The sequence below is a fragment of the Streptomyces sp. NPDC006739 genome, assembly GCF_042869815.1.
GTDB lineage: Bacteria > Actinomycetota > Actinomycetes > Streptomycetales > Streptomycetaceae > Streptomyces.
In genome coordinates, this window is the sequence record NZ_JBIAGM010000005.1 from 350142 (window position 1) to 368212 (window position 18071).

At 71.9% G+C, this 18071-nt stretch carries 15 protein-coding genes; 5 read left to right on the top strand and 10 right to left on the bottom strand.

The window, feature by feature from the left end; genetic code table 11:
- From ACFYMM_RS13965 to ACFYMM_RS13980, 4 genes are read right to left on the bottom strand one after another with little or no spacing between them, the layout of a single operon-like run.
- Positions 1-411, bottom strand: a complete 411-nt coding sequence (locus ACFYMM_RS13965; RefSeq protein WP_388386111.1) for a Fur family transcriptional regulator — start codon at positions 409-411, stop codon at positions 1-3.
- Positions 412-470: 59 nt separating this feature from the next.
- Positions 471-1373 carry a metal ABC transporter permease gene (locus ACFYMM_RS13970; protein WP_388386112.1) on the bottom strand — a complete coding sequence of 301 codons (903 nt, stop codon included), beginning with the start codon at positions 1371-1373 and terminating at the stop codon, positions 471-473.
- Positions 1373-2176, bottom strand: coding sequence for a metal ABC transporter ATP-binding protein (locus tag ACFYMM_RS13975; protein WP_388386233.1), 804 nt, complete (start codon positions 2174-2176; stop codon positions 1373-1375). The genes ACFYMM_RS13970 and ACFYMM_RS13975 overlap by 1 nt, the downstream gene beginning before the upstream one ends.
- Positions 2177-2193: 17 nt before the next feature.
- Positions 2194-3150, bottom strand: coding sequence for a metal ABC transporter substrate-binding protein (locus ACFYMM_RS13980; RefSeq protein ID WP_388386113.1), 957 nt, complete (start codon positions 3148-3150; stop codon positions 2194-2196).
- A gap of 184 nt (positions 3151-3334) precedes the next feature.
- Here ACFYMM_RS13980 and ACFYMM_RS13985 point away from each other — a divergent pair, with 184 nt between their 5' ends.
- The 3 genes from ACFYMM_RS13985 to ACFYMM_RS13995 all read left to right on the top strand — a co-directional run bounded on the left by ACFYMM_RS13985 (position 3335) and on the right by ACFYMM_RS13995 (position 6489).
- A complete protein-coding gene (locus ACFYMM_RS13985; RefSeq protein ID WP_388386114.1) occupies positions 3335-4717 on the top strand; it encodes a glycine--tRNA ligase in 1383 nt (460 codons plus the stop codon).
- Positions 4718-4856: 139 nt separating this feature from the next.
- Positions 4857-5879: an aldo/keto reductase gene (locus ACFYMM_RS13990; RefSeq protein ID WP_388386115.1), complete on the top strand. Its 1023-nt coding sequence runs from the start codon at positions 4857-4859 to the stop codon at positions 5877-5879.
- Positions 5880-5904: 25 nt separating this feature from the next.
- A complete protein-coding gene (locus tag ACFYMM_RS13995) occupies positions 5905-6489 on the top strand; it encodes a TetR family transcriptional regulator (protein WP_388386116.1) in 585 nt (194 codons plus the stop codon).
- Here the strand turns inward: ACFYMM_RS13995 and ACFYMM_RS14000 are convergent.
- Entirely contained in the window at positions 6482-6880 is a 399-nt protein-coding gene (locus ACFYMM_RS14000) for a hypothetical protein (protein WP_388386117.1), read from the bottom strand. The genes ACFYMM_RS13995 and ACFYMM_RS14000 overlap by 8 nt on opposite strands.
- A gap of 108 nt (positions 6881-6988) precedes the next feature.
- Entirely contained in the window at positions 6989-8419 is a 1431-nt protein-coding gene (locus ACFYMM_RS14005; protein WP_388386118.1) for an MFS transporter, read from the bottom strand.
- 101 nt (positions 8420-8520) lie between these two features.
- Here ACFYMM_RS14005 and ACFYMM_RS14010 point away from each other — a divergent pair, with 101 nt between their 5' ends.
- Positions 8521-9432 carry a helix-turn-helix transcriptional regulator gene (locus ACFYMM_RS14010; protein WP_388386119.1) on the top strand — a complete coding sequence of 304 codons (912 nt, stop codon included), beginning with the start codon at positions 8521-8523 and terminating at the stop codon, positions 9430-9432.
- On the opposite strand, the gene ACFYMM_RS14015 is transcribed toward ACFYMM_RS14010, so the two are convergent.
- Positions 9381-10826: an MFS transporter gene (locus tag ACFYMM_RS14015; protein WP_388386120.1), complete on the bottom strand. Its 1446-nt coding sequence runs from the start codon at positions 10824-10826 to the stop codon at positions 9381-9383. The two genes, ACFYMM_RS14010 and ACFYMM_RS14015, sit on opposite strands and share 52 nt — an antisense overlap.
- Before the next feature lie 81 nt (positions 10827-10907).
- Between ACFYMM_RS14015 and dusB the strand changes: the two genes are divergently transcribed.
- Positions 10908-12047, top strand: a complete 1140-nt coding sequence (gene dusB / locus ACFYMM_RS14020; RefSeq protein ID WP_388386121.1) for a tRNA dihydrouridine synthase DusB — start codon at positions 10908-10910, stop codon at positions 12045-12047.
- A 2-nt stretch (positions 12048-12049) separates the two neighbouring features.
- Here dusB and ACFYMM_RS14025 read toward each other — a convergent pair whose 3' ends face one another.
- The 3 genes from ACFYMM_RS14025 to ACFYMM_RS14035 form a co-directional block, all read right to left on the bottom strand.
- On the bottom strand, positions 12050-14113 hold the full coding sequence (locus tag ACFYMM_RS14025; RefSeq protein WP_388386122.1) for a CDP-alcohol phosphatidyltransferase: 2064 nt from the start codon (positions 14111-14113) through the stop codon (positions 12050-12052).
- 335 nt (positions 14114-14448) lie between these two features.
- Positions 14449-16386, bottom strand: coding sequence for a glycogen debranching N-terminal domain-containing protein (locus ACFYMM_RS14030; RefSeq protein WP_388386123.1), 1938 nt, complete (start codon positions 16384-16386; stop codon positions 14449-14451).
- Positions 16383-17813: a hypothetical protein gene (locus ACFYMM_RS14035; protein WP_388386124.1), complete on the bottom strand. Its 1431-nt coding sequence runs from the start codon at positions 17811-17813 to the stop codon at positions 16383-16385. Before ACFYMM_RS14035 ends, ACFYMM_RS14030 begins: the two co-directional genes overlap by 4 nt.
- Positions 17814-18071 lie beyond the last annotated feature (258 nt).

The following is an 18071-nucleotide window of genomic DNA, read 5'->3' on the forward strand; positions in this document are numbered from 1 at the left end:
TCAGCGCGCGGCGCACTCCGCGCAGGTCCCGAAGATCTCCACGGTGTGCGCCACGTTGACGTACCCGTGTTCCGCCGCGATGGCCTCCGCCCACTTCTCCACCGCCGGGCCCTCGACCTCGACGGCCTTGCCGCAGGCGCGGCAGACGAGGTGGTGGTGGTGTTCGCCGGTGGAGCAGCGGCGGTAGACGGACTCGCCGTCGGAGGTGCGCAGGACGTCGACCTCGCCGGCGTCGGCGAGGTTCTGCAGGGTGCGGTAGACCGTGGTGAGGCCGACCGAGTCGCCCTTGTGCTTGAGCATGTCGTGGAGTTCCTGTGCGCTGCGGAACTCGTCGACCTCGTCCAGGGCCGCCGCCACGGCGGCCCGCTGACGGGTCGCGCGGCCCTTGACGGGCGGTCCAGCGGTCGTCACCGGTTGCCTCCTCGGATCTGCGTCTGCCGGCCCATTGTGCCAGCCCGGGCCGTGCGCGGTCAGACGCCGACCTCGTCGGCCGTGCCGCGGGCGGCCGGAACGGCGCACTCGGCCGGGTCTTGGGCGGGCCGTGCGGCGGCGGCCGCGCGGGCGCGCCGCCGGGCCAGCGGAGCGGCCAGCGCGGTCATCGCGCCGAACGCGGCGATGGTGAGCAGGACGATGGTCGCGCCGGGCGGGACGTCCTGGTAGTACGAGGTCACGGTGCCGCCGACGGCCACGGTCACACCGAGCGCGACGGCGATCGCGAACGTCGCCGCGAAGGACCGGGTGAGCTGCTGCGCCGCCGCGACCGGCACCACCATCAGCGCCGAGACCAGGATCAGGCCGACCACCCGCATGGCGACGGTGACGGTGACGGCGGCGGTGACGGCCGTGAGCAGGTTCAGGGCGCGCACGGGCAGGCCGGTGACCCGCGCGAACTCCTCGTCCTGGCTGACCGCGAACAGCTGCCGGCGCAGGCCGAGCGTCACCAGGATCACGAACGCGGCCAAAAGGGAGATGGCCGTGACGTCCGAGGGGGAGACCGTCGACAGGGAGCCGAAGAGGTACGAGCCGAGGTTGGCGTTGGAGCCGCCGGGCGCCAGGTTGACGAACATGACGCCGCCGGCCATGCCGCCGTAGAAGAGCATGGCCAGGGCGATGTCGCCGCGTGTCCTGCCGTACCAGCGGATCAGCTCCATCAGGATCGAGCCGAGCGCGGAGACGGCGGTGGCCATCCACACGGGGGAGGTGTTGAGGAGGAAGCCGAGGCCGACGCCGGTCATGGCGACGTGACCGATGCCGTCGCCCATCAGGGGCTGGCGGCGCTGGACGAGGTAGATGCCGATGGCGGGGGCGGTGACGCCGACGAGGACGGCGGCGAGGAGCGCCCGCTGCATGAAGGCGAAGTCGAGGATTTCCATCAGCTCAGCAGTCCCGTGCGGATCGGTCCGGCGCCCGCGGGGGCGTGCGGGTGGACATGGTCGTGGCCGGGCAGGGCATGGTGCCCGAGGGCGCGTGGGGGCGGGCCGTCGTGGGTGACGCAGCCGTCGCGGAGCACCACCGCGCGGTCGATCAGCGGCTCCAGGGGGCCCAGTTCGTGCAGGACGAGCAGGACGGTCGTACCGGCCGCCACCTGCTCGCGCAGGGTCGCCGCGAGCACCTCCTGGCTGGCCAGGTCGACGCCCGCCATCGGCTCGTCCATGATCAGCAGTTCGGGTTCGGCGACCAGGGCGCGGGCGATCAGCACCCGCTGGTGCTGGCCGCCGGAGAGTGCGGTCACGGAGTCCTTGGCCCGGTCCGCCATGCCGACCAGCTCCAGGGCGCGGCGTACGGCGGTTTGGTCGGCCTTGCGGAAGAGGCCGAAGCGGGTGCGGGAGAGCCGGCCCGAGGAGACGATCTCGGTGACGGTGGCCGGGACGCCGCCCTCCGCGGTGGTGCGCTGCGGTACGTAGCCGACGCGCGCCCAGTCCCGGAAGGTACGGCGCGGGGTGCCGAACAGCTCGATCGCGCCGGCGCTCGCCGGGACCTGGCCGATGAGGGCGCGGATCGCGGTCGACTTGCCGGAGCCGTTCGCGCCGAGCAGCGCGACGACCTCGCCGCGGCCGACGCTGAGGTCGATGCCGCGCAGGACGGGGCGGGAGCCCAGTTCGGCGCGTACCCCGCGCATCGATATGACGGGCTGGGGGTCGTCCACTGCGGCCATGTCGTCCTCCGTCGCGGCCATGTCGCCCTCGGTGGCGGTCACTTGGATCCCAGGGCCGTCTGCAGGGCCTTGAGGTTGGCTTCCTGGACCGAGAAGTAGTCCTTGCCGCGGGACTTGGCCGTGATGCCCTCGATCGGGTCGAGGACGTCGGTCTTCAGTCCGGCGTCGGAGGCGATGGTCTTCGCGGTCTTGTCGCTGACGAGCGTCTCGTAGAAGACGGTGGTGACGCCGTCGGCCCTCGCCATCGTCTCGAGGTTCTTCACCCGGGCCGCGCTGGGCTCGGACTCGGGGTCGAGGCCGTTGATGGCCTCCTCGGTGAGGCCGTAGCGCTCGGCGAGGTAGCCGAAGGCGGCGTGGGTGGTGACGAAGACCTTGGACCTGGTGTGGGCGAGCCCGTCCTTGAACCGGGTGTTCAGCTCGTCGAGCCTCTTCACCAGGGCGGTGGTGTTCTTCCGGTAGTCGCCGGCGTGCCGGGGGTCGGCCTTCTCGAAGGCCTTGCCGACGCCCTCGGCGACCTGGGCGTAGCGCACCGGGTCGAGCCAGATGTGGGGGTCGAGGCCGGCGAGTTCCCTGTTCGTGGAGGTGTCGTGCGTGGCCGCGTGGCCGCCCACCTCGTTGCCGTGCTTCTCCAGCGAGGTGAGGGCGGCGGCGTCGATCTTCGTCTTGACCTCGGACTGGGCCACCGCGTCGTCGACGGAGGGCTGGAGGTTCTTGAGGTACAGCACCGCGTCGGACTCCTGGAGCCGGGCGGTCTGCCGGGCGCTGATCTCCAGGTCGTGCGGCTCCTGGCCGGGCTGCGTGAGGCTGGTGACGTGGACGTGGCTCCCGCCGATCTGCTCGGCGAGGAAGGCCATCGGGTAGAACGACGCGACGACGTCGAACCTGCCCGTGTTGTCGGCGGCGCTCGCGCCGGAGCAGGCGGAGAGGGTGGCGATGCCGAGGGCGGCGGCCGCGGTCGTCGTCACCGCGGATATGAGGTGTCGTCGTACGTTCATGACAGTCATTTTCATCGAAACTGGAAACCGTTGTCAACAAGCTCGGTGAGAGGGCCTGGAGCGGGCCTGGAGAGGGCCTCGGGGCGGGACCGATTTGGTCGAGGGGGAGGACCCGCCGGTACCCTGAAGCATTCGCTCTGAAGCGTCTCGCTTCGTCGCCCGTCGTCGTAATGAAGAGAGCACCGTGGCCGCCGACAAGATCGACACCATCGTCAGCCTGAGCAAGCGCCGTGGCTTCGTATTCCCCTGCAGTGAGATCTACGGCGGTCAGCGTGCCGCCTGGGACTACGGACCGCTGGGTGTCGAGCTCAAGGAGAACCTGAAGCGCCAGTGGTGGCGCTACATGGTGACGTCGCGCGAGGACGTGGTCGGTCTCGACTCGTCCGTCATCCTGGCCTCCGAGGTCTGGGTCGCCTCCGGTCACGTCGCCACCTTCACGGACCCGCTGACCGAGTGCACCTCCTGCCACAAGCGGTTCCGCGCGGACCACCTGGAGGAGGCCTACGAGGCCAAGCACCACCGCCTCCCGGAGAACGGCCTGACGGACGTGAACTGCCCCAACTGCGGCAACAAGGGCCAGTTCACCGAGCCCAAGCAGTTCTCGGGCCTGCTCTCCACGCACCTCGGGCCCACCCAGGACAGCGGCTCCGTCGCCTACCTGCGCCCCGAGACCGCGCAGGGCATCTTCACCAACTTCGCCCAGGTGCAGACCGCTTCGCGCAAGAAGCCGCCGTTCGGCATCGCGCAGATGGGCAAGTCCTTCCGCAACGAGATCACGCCCGGCAACTTCATCTTCCGCACCCGCGAGTTCGAGCAGATGGAGATGGAGTTCTTCGTCAAGCCGGGCGAGGACGAGAAGTGGCAGGAGTACTGGATGGAGCAGCGCTGGAACTGGTACACCGGCCTGGGCCTGCGCGAGGAGAACATGCGGTGGTACGAGCACCCGAAGGAGAAGCTCTCCCACTACTCCAAGCGCACCGCCGACATCGAGTACCGCTTCCAGTTCGGCGGCAACGAGTGGGGTGAGCTCGAGGGCGTCGCCAACCGCACCGACTACGACCTCAACGCCCACTCCAAGGCCTCCGGCCAGGACCTCCACTACTACGACCAGGAGGCCCAGGAGCGCTGGACGCCGTACGTCATCGAGCCCGCGGCCGGTGTCGGCCGTGCGATGCTGGCCTTCCTGCTCGACGCCTACGTCGAGGACGAGGCGCCCAACGCCAAGGGCAAGATGGAGAAGCGCACGGTGCTGCGCCTGGACCACCGCCTGGCGCCGGTGAAGGTCGCGGTCCTGCCCCTGTCGCGCAACCCCGAGCTGTCCCCGAAGGCCAAGGGCCTCGCCCAGGCGCTGCGGCAGAACTGGAACATCGAGTTCGACGACGCCGGCGCCATCGGCCGCCGCTACCGCCGCCAGGACGAGATCGGTACCCCGTTCTGTGTGACGGTCGACTTCGACACCCTCGAGGACAACGCGGTGACCGTCCGCGAGCGCGACTCGATGAAGCAGGAGCGCGTGTCCCTGGACCAGATCGAGGGCTACCTGGCCAGCCGCCTGCTGGGCTGCTGAGGGATCCACGGGCGAACGGGCGCCGGGCGGGGCTGAATCGATCAGCCCCGCCCGGCGTTCGTCGTTTCCCCGCGAGCGGGGGGAGAGTGGCGACTGACAGATATGGAAATCTGTCAGTCGTCGTGCGATGGTGGGAACCATGACGATCCTGACCCGCACCCTCGGAACCACCGGCCCCCAGGTCTCCGCCCTCGGCCTCGGCTGCATGGGCATGTCCGGTATGTATGGAGAGTCGGACCGTGCCGAGTCCATCGCCACCATCCACGCCGCCCTGGAGGCCGGCGTGACCCTGCTCGACACCGGCGACTTCTACGGCATGGGCCACAACGAACTGCTGATCAGCGAGGCCCTGCGCACCGCCCCGGCCGCCCTGCGCCAGAACGCGCTGCTCAGCGTGAAGTTCGGCGCCCAGCGCGGCCCGGACGGGACGTGGCACGGCTACGACGCCCGTCCGGCGGCCGTGCAGACCTGGGCCGCGTACTCCCTCCAGCGCCTCGGCGTCGACCACATCGACGTCTACCGGCCCGCCCGGCTCGACCCGAACGTGCCGATCGAGGAGACCGTCGGCGCGATCGCGGAACTCGTCGAGAAGGGCTACGTACGCCACATCGGGCTGAGCGAGGTCGGCGCGGAGACCATCCGCCGGGCCGCCGCCACCGCCCCGATCGCCGACCTCCAGATCGAGTACTCGCTCATCTCCCGCGGCCCCGAGCGGGAGATCCTGCCCACCCTGCGCGAGCTGGGCATCTCCGTCACCGCCTACGGGGTGCTCGCGCGCGGGCTGATCTCCGGCCACGTCACGGCCGATCGCAGCTTCGCCGCGAACGACTTCCGCGCCCACTCGCCCCGCTTCCAGGGCGACAACTTCCAGCACAACCTCACGCTCGTCGAGGCCCTGCGCAAGATCGCCGAGCAGAAGGGCGTCTCCGTCGCCCAGATCGCCGTCGCCTGGGTGCTCGCCCAGGGCCCGCGGCACAACACGGACATCGTGCCGCTGGTGGGCGCCCGCACCCGTGAGCGGCTCGGCGAGGCGCTGGGCGCCCTGGACGTGACCATGGACGCGGCCGACCTCGCCGCCGTCGAGGCGGCCGTACCGGCGGACGCCGCGGCCGGCGAGCGCTACGCCCCCGCACAGATGACCATGCTCGACAGCGAACGCTGACCGCGGTGCCGGGTACCGTCTAGCCATGCCTGCCAGCTCCGAGACCCTGACCGCCGAGCGCATCCTCGAAGCGACCGAGGAGGTGCTGCGCCGGCACGGACCGGCCAAGGCCACCGTGGTCGACGTGGCCCGCGCGCTCGGCGTCAGCCACGGCAGTGTCTACCGGCACTTCCGTACGAAGGCGGCGCTGCGGGACGCGGTGACGAAGCGGTGGCTGGACCGCACGGTGCGGGAACTGGCCGTGATCGCCGCCGGGGACACCGACCCCGAGCACCGGCTGCGCCACTGGCTCCGGGCCCTGTTCGACGCCAAGCGCCGCAAGGCGGGCGAGGACCCGGAACTGTTCGCCACCTACCTGGCGCTGGCCGACGACGACGGCGCGGCGGTCGGCGAGCACCTCGCCGACCTCACCGGGCAGCTGACCGGGATCATCGAGGCGGGCGTCGCCGCCGGCGGCTTCACCGCGACGGACCCCGCCACCACCGCCCGGGCCCTCTTCCAGGCCACCGGCCGCTTCCACGACCCGTGCCACGCGCGGGAGTGGGAGCGGCCGGGAGCCGAGGACGACTTCGCCGCGCTCGTGGACCTGCTGATACGCGGACTCAGGTGACCTTGACCGTCACCACGGGCGAGTGGGTCATGCCGGAGACCACGCGCAGGTGCTCGGTGCCCTTGGTGTTGAGCCTGGCGGTCAGCGAGTAGCTACTGCCCCTCCTGACCTTCGTGCCGGCCTTCAGGTTCGTCCACTTGGTGCCCTGCTGGTGCTGGAGCACCAGCACGCTGCCGATCTTCAGGCCCTTGGTGCGCCCCGTGAACCTCACCGCGTTGCCGGCCTTCACCGTGGTCTTGTTGGCCCTGATCGTGATCGAGGCGGCGGTGGTCGGCATCGGCGAGGATCCGGTCGCGAAGGCACCGGTCGTGCCGCCGGACACCAGCGCGGCCGACAGGGCACCGGCGGCGAGCATACGGGCGGTGCGGCTGCTGAGTGCGCAATGCATCATGAGCCCTCCTGCCACTCTGGGAACATTGCCCCCACGGACACCTCAAGGCTCTCGCGGGACCGTCGCGGAGGCGAGTCGGAACCGGTCGCGAGGCGAGTCGCGACCGTCTCACCCCACCGTCCGCGGCAGCCGCAGGCTGAGCAGCCCGGTCAGCACCACAGCGGCCAGCTGCACCAGCAGTGTGCCGACCAGGGCGTCGCGCATGCCCAGGTGCGGGACGAGGGAGAGGAAGAGGGTGCCCAGGGTGGCCACGCCCAGGGCGAAGGCGGACTGCTGGGTGGTGGCCATCACCCCGCTGCCGACGCCGGCCCGCGCGGGCGGCACCTCGGACAACACGATCCGCATGGTGACCGGCAGTTGGAGCGCCTGCCCGGCACCGGCGACCGCCGTGCCCGGCAGCAGCCCGACGAGGCCGAGGCCCGGCCAGTCCCGCCAGGCGGCGAGCGCGATCAGCCCCACGCCGACGAACTGCAGCACCGATCCGGCCGTGACCACCCGGCTGCCGAACCGCGCGACCAGGCGCGGCCCGGCGAGCGAGGCGATCAGGAACGCCACGGCCATCGGCGCCAGCGCCAGACCGGCCTGAACCGGGCCGAGACCCGCACCACGCTGCAGCGACACCGCGATCACGAACATGAACCCGCTGAAGCCCATGGAGAACGGCAGCATCAGCGCGAGCCCCCGGCGCAGCGACGGCACCGCGAACAGGCTCGGCGGCACCAGCGGCGTACGGCCCAGCCGGTCCGCCCGGCGCTCCACCGCGTAGAACGCGCCCGCCGCGAGCGGGAACGCGGCCAGCGACAGCCAGGTCCACAGCGGCCAGCCCGCCGCCCGGCCCTCGGTCAGCGGGGCCAGCAGGGTGAGCAGGGAGACGGCGAGCAGGACCGTGCCGGGACCGTCGACCGGTTCGGGGCGCTGGGAACGGGTCTCCGGGACGAAACGGGCGGCCAGCACCAGGCCGAGGACCACGACCGGCACATTGACCAGGAAGATCGCCCGCCAGCCGGTGCCGGCCAGGTCGGCGGCGACCAGGACCCCGCCGAGGATCTGGCCCGCCACCATCGACAGGCCGGCCGTGGCGCCGTACAGGCTCATCGCCTTCGCGCGGCGGGCGCCGGTGGTGGCGGACTGGATGGTGGCGAGCACCTGCGGGAGCATCGCGGCGGACGCCGCGCCCTGCAGCACCCGGGCCGCGACCAGGCTCCAGGCGTCCGGGGCGAGCCCGCAGGCCAGCGAGGTCAGCCCGAAGGCGGCCATCCCGCCGAGGAAGAGCCGACGGCGCCCGAACAGGTCGCCTAGCCGGCCGCCGAGCACCAGCAGCACGGCGTAGGCGACGCCGTACCCGGCGACGACCAGTTCGAGCACGGCCTCGCTCGCGCGCAGCTCCGAGCCGATGGTCGGCAGGGCGACGTTGACGATGAAGAAGTCGACCAGCGGCAGTGCCGCGGCCAGCAGCACGGTGAACAGCCCGGGGCCGCCCAGGGAGGGCGCGGCGGCCGACGGTGATCGGACGGCCGGTGTGGTGACGGTATCGGTCATGACAACGAGCCTGCCGCGCCCCGCAGACGGGTACCAGAGTGTCCTTGTCCTGGTACAAGAAGTACCTGGCAACAGGATCCGTGAGACGGCATCCTGGACGCATGACCACCAGCGCTCAGGAGACGGCCGCCCCGGCCGGTCGGGGTTCGGACATCCGGCGGCACGAGCTGGCCGCCTTTCTGCGCAGCAGACGGGAGCGGATCAGGCCCGAGCAGGTGGGGCTGCCCCGCGGGTCCCGGCGCCGTACGCCCGGACTGCGCCGGGAGGAGGTCGCGCAGCTCTCCGCCGTCGGCGTCACCTGGTACACCTGGCTCGAACAGGCCCGCGACATCCAGGTCTCCGTGCAGGTCCTGGACGCCCTGGCCCGCACCCTGATGCTCGACGCCAGTGAGCGCGCCCATCTCTTCCAGCTGGCCGGCGCCACCGACCCGACCCCGGCCTCCCACTGCTCGCCCGTCACCGACGCCCAGCGCGAGCTGCTGCGCCGGCTGGAGCCGATCCCCGCCTGCATCCAGAACAGCCGGTACGACATCCTCGCCTACAACCGCACCTACGCACATCTCCTGACCGACCTCGACTCCGTGCCGCCCGAGGACCGCAACTGCATGCTCCTCATCCACACCGACGCGCGGTGGCGCTCCTCGGTCGTCCACCTGGAGGAGAGCATGCGGCTGATGGCCGCCAGGCTGCGCGCCTCGATGGCCGGCCACCTCGCCGAGCCCGCCTGGAAGATGCTGGTCAAGCGGCTGAAGGAGTCACCGGAGTTCCGCGCCAACTGGGAGCGGTACGAGGTGGTGGGCGCCCGCTCCAAGACCAAGCAGTTCCGCAACCGGTACGTCGGCCTGCTCACCCTCGACCACACGGACCTGTGGCTGAGCCCGGAGGCGGGGGCGCGGATGGTCACCTACGTCCCGACCGACGAGGAGAGCAGGCAGCGGCTGGAGGAGCTGTACCGGCTCGTTCAGGAGCCGATGCCCGCCGCTTCCCTCACCTCGTCGGACTCCAGCCGCTGAGCCGTGCGTTCGGCGGTGCGGCGGGCCCAGCGCCCGCTGCTCACCGCCCCCAGCACGAGGACCGCGAGCCCGCAGGCCGTCAGGATCCACCAGGCCGGCCGCGCCGCCGACACGAACACGTCCTTGTAGGGCGAGGAGCCCACCCCGGACGCCAGCACGGCTCCGAGCACGGCGACTCCCAGCGTCTGCCCGAGCTGCCGGCTCGTGGAGGCGACCGCCGCGGCGACACCGGCCTGGGCCCGGGGCATCCCGGACACCGCCGTGTTGGTGATCGGCGCGTTCACGAACCCGAACCCGATGCCGAACATCATGTAGCCGAGGAACAGCGTGGTGTTCGAGGTCTCCGCGTCGAACGCGGCGAACAGCACCCCGCTCACCGTCATCGCCGCCCCCGCGATCAGCAGCGGCAACCGCGGCCCCCGGGTGCCGACCAGCCGCCCGGACAGCGGCGCGCACAGGAACGTCGGCGCGGCCATGGGCAGCATCCACAACCCCGCGTGCAGGGCGTCGTACCCGCGCACGTTCTGCAGGTACAGCGTCGACAGGAACAGGAAGCCGCCCAGCGCCGCGAACGCGCTGATCGCGATCACGGTGGCGCCGCTGAACGGAGCCGAGCGGAAGAAACGCAGGTCGATGAGGGGTTCCTCGCGCCGGGGCTCGTACCGGAGCAGACCGAGCAGGGCGACCAGGGCCACCGCCGCGAAGGGCAGCACCGTGCCGGGGCCGGAGTCCGGTGCCTCGATGATCGCGTACGTCAGCGAGCCGAACAGGGCGATGACCAGCAGCTGACCGACCGGGTCGGGGCGGCGGGCCTTGGGCGCGCGGGACTCCGGGACGAAGCGGAGAGTCAGCAGGACGGCGGCCAGGCCCACCGGCAGGTTGACCCAGAAGATCGAGCGCCAGCCGACCGACTCCACCAGCAGACCGCCGACCAGCGGGCCGGCGGCCATGGATATGCCGACCACCGCGCCCCACACGCCGATGGCGCGGGCGCGCTCACGCTGGTCGGTGAAGGTGTTGGTGATGATCGACATCGCGACCGGGTTGAGCATCGAGCCGCCGACCGCCTGGAGCATGCGGAAGGCGACCAGCAGGGTCAGGTTCGGCGCGAGGGAGCACAGCAGGGAGCCGACCGAGAAGACGACCAGGCCCGCCATGAAGACCCTCTTGCGGCCGACGCGGTCGGCCGTGGAGCCCGAGAGCATCAGCAGCGAGGCCAGCACCAGCGTGTACGCGTCGATCGTCCACTGCAGACCGGAGGTGGTGGCGTGCAGTTCGCGCTGCATGGAGGGCAGGGCGACGTTGAGGACGGTGTTGTCCAGGCTCACGATCAGCAGGCTCATACAGCAGATCGCGAGCACCAGCAGACGTCGGCGATGGCTCAGCTCGGGCATGTGTTTCACCGTACACGCGCTTCGATAGTGTGTCTAACTAATTACTGTCCCGGGGCTCCGGGGATGCGCGACAATGGGGCAATGTCCACGCCCGTGTCCCCCTTGCAGATCGGCCCACACACCGTCGAGCCGCCCGTCGTCCTCGCCCCCATGGCCGGGATCACCAACGCGCCCTTCCGCACCCTGTGCCGTGAGTTCAGCGGAGGCAAGGGCCTGTTCGTGAGCGAGATGATCACGACCCGGGCGCTGGTCGAACGCAACGAGAAGACCATGCAGCTGATCCACTTCGACGCGACCGAGAAGCCGCGCTCGATCCAGCTGTACGGCGTCGACCCGGCCACCGTCGGCAAGGCCGTCCGCATGATCGCGGAGGAGGACCTCGCCGATCACATCGACCTGAACTTCGGCTGCCCGGTCCCCAAGGTGACCCGCAAGGGCGGCGGATCCGCCCTCCCCTACAAGCGGAACCTGCTGCGGGCGATCCTGCGCGAGGCCGTCAGCGGCGCGGGAGACCTGCCGGTCACCATGAAGATGCGCAAGGGCATCGACGACGACCACATCACCTACCTCGACGCCGGCCGCATCGCCGTCCAGGAGGGCGTCACGGCCATCGCGCTGCACGGCCGCACCGCCGCCCAGCACTACGGCGGGACGGCGGACTGGGACGCCATCGCGCGGCTGAAGGAGCATGTGCCGGAGATCCCGGTGCTGGGCAACGGGGACATCTGGTCGGCCCAGGACGCCCTCCGGATGGTGCGGGAGACCGGGTGCGACGGGGTCGTGGTCGGGCGCGGCTGCCTGGGGCGGCCGTGGCTGTTCGCGGACCTGGTGGCCGCGTTCGAGGGGCGCGACGACTACCGCCGTCCCGCCCTGCGCGAGGTCGCGGACGTCATGGTCCGGCACGCCACGCTGCTCGGCGAGTGGATCGGCGACGAGTCGAAGGGCGTCGTCGACTTCCGCAAGCACGTCGCCTGGTACCTGAAGGGCTTCGCGGTCGGCTCCGAGATGCGCAAGCGGCTCGCGATCACGTCCTCGCTGGAGGAACTCCGGGCCGGACTGGACGAGCTGGACCTCGACCAGTCCTGGCCCGCCGGCGCGGACGGGCCCCGGGGCCGTACGTCCGGCAACAACCGGGTGGTGCTGCCGGACGGCTGGCTGAAGGACCCCTACGACTGCGCCGGCGTCGGCGAGGAGGCCGAGCTGGACACCTCCGGGGGCTGAACTCAGCCCTGCTTGGGGTGCGGGGTGGAACCGTAGGCCGCCAGGAAGCGGTCGCGGAAGGCGCTCATCTTCCACACCGGGGCGTTGTGGGCGGGGCGCAGACCGTCCGTCCAGTTCCAGGAGGCGATCTTGTCCAGGACCTTCGGGTCCTTGGCGACGATGGAGATCGGCACGTCACGGCTGGCGTGGTTGCCGCTGACCCGGGCGATCGGCTGGTGGTCGCCGAGGAAGACCAGCACGGTGTCCTTGGTGCCGTAGCGGGTCAGCCACTCGGTCAGGGCCGTCACCGAGTACTGGATCGTCTTCCCGTACTCCTGACGGGACTTGGTGGTGTCGGCGATGACGTCGGCCGGGTTGTTGCCCGCCGCCTGGATCCCCTTGAAGATCGATCCGTCGCCCAGCTGGTCCCAGCCGACCATCTTCGGGATCGGTGCCCAGGGCTGGTGGCTGGAGGTCAGGATGAGCAGCGACATCCGCGCCTTGCCGTCGGCGGGCAGCTTGCTGTGCACCCGGTCCTGGTACTGCTGCAGCGCGTACTGGTCGGGCATGGTCGACCAGCTGAACTTCGGTCCCTTGTAGCCGAGTTCGAAGGCGTTGTAGACCTTGTCCAGGCCGTAGTACTTCTGCTCGGGCCACGCCTTCTGGACGCCCGGCATGACGCCGACCGTGTCGAAGGCGCCGGTCTTCTTGAACGCGTCGGTCAGGCTGAGGTGGTCGCTGGCCATCACCGTGCGGTAGCGCTGCTGGTTGCTGATCCACAGGCCCGACATGGTGGTGGAGTGGCCGAGCCAGCTGCTGCCGCCGTACGTCGCCGAGGTCAGCCAGCCGCTCTTGGCGTGGAAGCCCGCCTTGGCCAGGGCCTGGGTGCGGGCGTCGAGGGTGCTGTCGACGCCGGGGGCCATGATCGGGTCCTCGACGGCGCTACGGCCGTAACTCTCGATGAACGTGAAGATCATGTCCTTGCCGCGAAGGTCCGGCAGCAGCTGGGCGGGCGGGGTGTTGCCGAAGGCGTCGACCTTGGCGACCTTCGCGAACTCCGCCTCGTCGTGCAGGGTGGCCGCGACCTGGTGGGCCTGGACCTTCAGGGCGGAGGCGGTGCGGTCGGAGGCGAGGGGTATGCCGGCGAGCTGGATGCCGAGGGAGGAGCAGGTGATCCAGGCGACGCCGGCGATCAGGGTGCCCCGGGTGGCGGTGCCGGTGTGCCGGGCGAGCAGGTTGCCGAGCCGGACGGTGGCGAGGGCCGGCAGCAGGAACAGCGCCAGGACGAGGACGACGACACCGACCGTGGCGGCGAGGGTGACGGCGTGGCCCAGCGAGTCGTTCAGGTACGACTGCGCGTCGCCGAGCAGGCTCCAGTCCAGGATGGGGTTGAAGGGCCGGCCCAGGTACTGGTTGAACCCCATGTCGAGGAAGTTCAGCAGGCTCATCGCGCCCAGCGCGGCACCGGACACGGCCGCCAGCACGATCCTGGGCCTGCGCGGCAGCGCGGTCAGCACGGCGGCGCCGATGATCGCCTCCGCCGGGATCCGGACGAACTGCCTCAACCTGAGCCCGACGATGGTGTCCGGCAACAGCAGCGCAGCGACGACGAGCCCGGCGGCGAGCAGGTTGAGGGCGATGCTCAGCACGTTCGCGGCGGTCGGGTAGGCCGCCTTCCACTCACGCCGCCTGCGCCGACTCCAGCCGGGCCAGTAGGGGAGGCTGGGGCGGCGGGGGGAGTCGGGCGAGACGGGGGAGTCGGCGGTGGGGTCCGGGGTGGCGGCGGCTGTGCCGGGGGCCGTGGCCGGGACCGGAGCCGGGGTGTCCTCGACGGACTCGGACGTGGTGGTCGCCGCCGGCTCCGACGGCGGCTCCTCCCCGGCGGAAGCGGCCTCCGGCGGGGTGTCTTCGGCGGAAGGGGCCTCGGACGTGGTGTCTTCGGCGGAGGCGGCCTCCGGCGGGGTGTCTTCGGCGGAGGCCGCCTTCGGCGGGGCGTCCTCGGAGGCGGCTTCCGGGGCGTCGGCCACTGATATGTCCTCGGTGGCGGTCTCCTCGACCGGTTCGGTCCGGTCGTCGACAGCGCTCACGGCCTCCGCGTCGGCGGCTTCGGCCCCGGTCGCCGTGGGCTCCCCAGTGGTCGGCCCCGCGAGGTCGCCCTCGACACCCTCCGTATCCGCGCGTGCGGGGGAGGTGTCCGTTTCCGGCTGGCGAATGCTCGTGTGCTGAGGCAACCCAGGGGGTCCTTCCGTGCGAGGCCCGTGACGGCGGCGGCGGGCCACGCGGGGAGGCTGGGGCCCGCCGCCATTCCGTACGGTTCGCCCCCGGTGCCCGTTCAGCGACCAGGGCAAACACCCGGCAAACGGCTCGTCAACACCGGGCCTGTTGTGGCACTGGAGGGGTCACCAAGATCTTCATGACCCTTCTAGGCGCCCCCCACCGCCGTCAGCAGGGCCAGCGGCGCCGCCGCCGAGCGGGACTCGCGGACGCAGGCGTGCGGGTAGGGAACCGGCTCCGGATGAGTGTCGCGGCCGTAGCCGGCCAGCACCTCCGGGAGCCGGTGGCCGGCCGCCGTCGCCGCGTCGACCAGGGCGTGGGCGACCGTACGGGCCTCGTCGTGCAGGCCGTAGCGGGCCAGCCCGAGCGTGATCAGCGCGTTGTCGTGCGGCCAGACCGAGCCCCGGTGATAGGAGAGCGGGTGGTAGGCCGGCTGTCCCGCCGCCAGCGTCCGCACGCCCCAGCCCGAGAAGAAGTCCGGTTCCAGCAGCCGGCGGCCGACCACCTCGCCGTACTCCTTGTCCAGCAGACCGGACCAGAGCAGATGCCCCGCGTCCGAGGCCAGCGCGTCGACCTGGCGGCCCGCACCGTCGAGCGCCAGCGCCGGGAAGGACCGCTCCCGCATCCAGAAGTCCCGCTGGAAGCGGTCGCGCAGATCGGCGGCGGCCTGTTCCAGCAGCGCCGCGTACCTCTCGTCCTCCCATGCCGTGCGCGCCACCCACGCCGTGCGGCGCAGCGCGTCGTAGGCGTACCCCTGCGCGCCCGCCGCCATCACCGGCCCCGTCGGCCGGGTGCCGTCGGCCGAGCAGATGGCGCCGGGGGAGTCCTTCCAGTTCTGGTTGGCGAGGCCGCCCCGGTCGGCGCGGTAGACCAGGTAGCCCCGCGAGGTGAGCCCGCCGTGGTCCAGCATCCAGCCGATGGCCGCCCGGGCGTGCCCCTCAAGACCGCGGGCCAGTGCCGTGTCCCCGGTCCGCTCGACGTACGCGCCCAGCAGGATCAGGAACAGCGGGGTCGCGTCGACCGAGCCGTAGTACCGGCCGAACGGCACCTGCTCGAAGTGCGCCAGCTCCCCGTGCCGTACCTCGTGCACGATCTTGCCGGGCTGGGCGACCGAGGACACACCGGTCTCGGTCGCCTGGGTCGCGGCGAGCGCGAGGAGCGTCGCGGCGGCCGGCCGGGGCCGGTAGGGGAGGACGAACAGGGAGGTCAGCAGGGCGTCGCGGCCCAGCAGGGTCAGGAACCAGGGGGCGCCGGCCGCCGGGACCCGCAGCTCCTCGCCGTCCGGGCCGGTCGCCGGTACCTGCAGCGCGGCCAGGTCGGCCAGACCGCGCGCACAGGCCGCCGCCAGTTCCGGCCAGCCCGTCGGGAAGGCCACCCCCTCCACGAACTCCTCCTCCATCGCGAGGAGTTGGTCGTTCACGGCGGCCGGGGAGCGAGGCACCCGCAGGGCCCGCTTCTCGCCGTGCGGACGGGCGATCACCCGCAGCACCAGTTCCGCCGTGCCGTGCGGTTCGAGGTGCAGGGCCCACACCAGCCGGCGCGCGCCGGTGCCGGTCTCCTCGACGGCGTCCGGAGCGGGGTCGGCCGTGATGGTCGTACAGGACCGCCACTCGCCGCGCCGGTAGGTGAACTCCAGCCCGTCGTCGAGGACCTGGCGGGAGCGTACGGCGCCGGTCTTGGCGTAGGTGCGGTGGTCGGAGCGGAGTTCGAACTGGTCGGTGAAGTCGGCGTCGGCGGTGATCGCGAGCCGCACGGTGGTCGGGACCGGCCGGTTGCTGGTCACCCGGAGCGACTCCACGAAGGAGCTGTCCCCGACGGCCTGTTCCCGGAACAGCGTGTGCGCGGGCGGTTCCTGGCGCCCGCCGCGCGGTACGAGCACACAGCGCGCCCCGTCGCCGTCCGCGACCGGGGTGAGCGCCTCGGGCACCGCGCCGTCGACGGTGAGCTGCCAGCGGCTGAGGTGCCGGGCGTCCCGTACGAATAACCCGTCCGGAGAGCTGCCGCCCCGCACGCCGCTGATGTCGCCCCGGTCCCCCACGGCGGCGAACGTCGCGCCGTGCACGAGCAGATGATGCCGGTCCGTCATGCCCGGTCCCCTCCCTTGTCACTCCTGTCGAACGTGCCGGGGCCCGCGGGGGACACGGTGTGCCCCGGGGCCTCGTGAAGCAGGTCGAGCGTGAGCGCGGCGGTCCAGCCGAAGCCGGTCGCGCCGCAGGCCTCGCCGGTGTACGGGTCGACGTACTCGGCGAAGTCGGTGCGGTCGGCCAGGCTCAGCACCGCCTCCCGCAGCACGTCCGCCCGCGCCGGCTCCCCGTGCGTGCGCAGGCCCCGCTCCAGCAGCCAGGCGGTGTTGAACCAGGCCGGGCCGCGCCAGTACCGGTGCGGGTCGAAGGCCTCGCCGAGCAGGTCGTACGACGGGACGAGGGCGGTGGTGGCGCCCAGGCCGAAGTGCGGCCCGCTGAGCGTGCGCACCAGGGCGCCGGAGATCTCGCGGGGCAGGCCGGGCAGCAGCAGCGGGACCAGACCGGAGACGCCGCGCTCCGGAACCAGTCCGCCGCCGCGCACGTCGCGGCAGAAGAACATGCCCCGCGCCGGGTCCCAGAGCCGGTCCAGGATCGCGCCGGTCAGCCGTTCCGCGCGCGCGTGCCGGGCCGAGGCCGCCGCTCCCAGTTCCGCCGCGATCCGGGCCAGCGCGTGCTCGGAGGCGGCGAGCAGGGCGTTGAACGCCGGGTCCTCGACGGCGAACTCGCCCTCCCCGTCGGCGTACCCGCCGTCCCGGTAGTCCGCCGCCAGCCGCACGTACCGCCCGTAGTCCAGGTCCGTCGGCCGGTCCTCGGGTGCGCCGTGGTCGAGGTCGGCGCGGCGGAAGGAGCGGGCCGGGGCCGGGGTGATCCGGGCGAGCGGGGCGTCCCAGCAGGGGCTGTTGTCCATGCCCTGCTCCCACGGGTGCACGACGGACGCGAGACCGCCGCCGCCCAGGTCGCGCCGGTGCAGCAGATAGCGGTGCCAGGCCGCCAGCCGTGGGTACACCCGGGGCAGGAAGCCCCGGGCGTGCGAGAGGACCGGGTCGGACCGGTGCACCAGCCAGGCCGCCAGCGCGTGCACCGGTGGCTGGACGATGCCGGAGGTCTGTACGGTGCGCGGGGCGCCCGCAGCGCGCCCCGCGGTCGAGGAGCGCCAGAAGTCGGGGCTCGGGAAGTACGCGTCGAGCGGTACGGAGGGGTTGAAGACGATGTGCGGGACGCGCCCGTCGGCCCACTGGGCGCCGAGCAGCGTCTCCAGCTCCGTCTGGGCCCGCAGCGGCGAGACGTGCCGCAGCCCGATCGCGATGAACGCGGAGTCCCAGGACCACTGGTGCGGATACAGGCTCCGGGAGGGGACCGTGGAGCCGCCCGTCCAGTTGGCTTGCAGCACCTGGGCCGCTCTGAGGTGCAGCGACCCGCCCGGAGGCGGAGGATCGTATGCGATCCCGCACTCCGTGGAACGGGCTGTGAGCTGGGCGGTGCGATCCACTCGGGGCTCCCCGAAGACGTCCGGAAGGTCTGGTTCGGCCAGGTCTACCGTAGGGTTACGTCTATTTAACACGCAAAACTCAATATGTAATGCAAGCTTGAGAAACACAAGGGGGTGCGCATGACCGGACGGCCCGGGAGGACCGGAGGCAGGGCCAGCACGACGGGCACGGCCGGCAGAACCCGGGAGGCCGGCAGAGCCGGCGGGCCGGTCAGGACCGGAGAGGCCGGCGGGACCGGTGGGGCCGGACGGGTCGGC

Bases quoted from the DNA above. Each gene is read 5' to 3' on its own strand.
- ACFYMM_RS13970 (WP_388386112.1), bottom strand. From the start codon at position 1,373: ATGGAAATCCTCGACTTCGCCTTCATGCAGCGGGCGCTCCTCGCCGCC.
- ACFYMM_RS13975 (WP_388386233.1), bottom strand. From the start codon at position 2,176: ATGGCCGCGACGGAGGACGACATGGCCGCAGTGGACGACCCCCAGCCC.
- ACFYMM_RS13980 (WP_388386113.1), bottom strand. From the start codon at position 3,150: ATGAACGTACGACGACACCTCATATCCGCGGTGACGACGACCGCGGCC.
- ACFYMM_RS13990 (WP_388386115.1), top strand. From the start codon at position 4,857: ATGACGATCCTGACCCGCACCCTCGGAACCACCGGCCCCCAGGTCTCC.
- ACFYMM_RS13995 (WP_388386116.1), top strand. From the start codon at position 5,905: ATGCCTGCCAGCTCCGAGACCCTGACCGCCGAGCGCATCCTCGAAGCG.
- ACFYMM_RS14000 (WP_388386117.1), bottom strand. From the start codon at position 6,880: ATGATGCATTGCGCACTCAGCAGCCGCACCGCCCGTATGCTCGCCGCC.
- ACFYMM_RS14005 (WP_388386118.1), bottom strand. From the start codon at position 8,419: ATGACCGATACCGTCACCACACCGGCCGTCCGATCACCGTCGGCCGCC.
- ACFYMM_RS14010 (WP_388386119.1), top strand. From the start codon at position 8,521: ATGACCACCAGCGCTCAGGAGACGGCCGCCCCGGCCGGTCGGGGTTCG.
- ACFYMM_RS14015 (WP_388386120.1), bottom strand. From the start codon at position 10,826: ATGCCCGAGCTGAGCCATCGCCGACGTCTGCTGGTGCTCGCGATCTGC.
- dusB (WP_388386121.1), top strand. From the start codon at position 10,908: ATGTCCACGCCCGTGTCCCCCTTGCAGATCGGCCCACACACCGTCGAG.
- ACFYMM_RS14030 (WP_388386123.1), bottom strand. From the start codon at position 16,386: ATGACGGACCGGCATCATCTGCTCGTGCACGGCGCGACGTTCGCCGCC.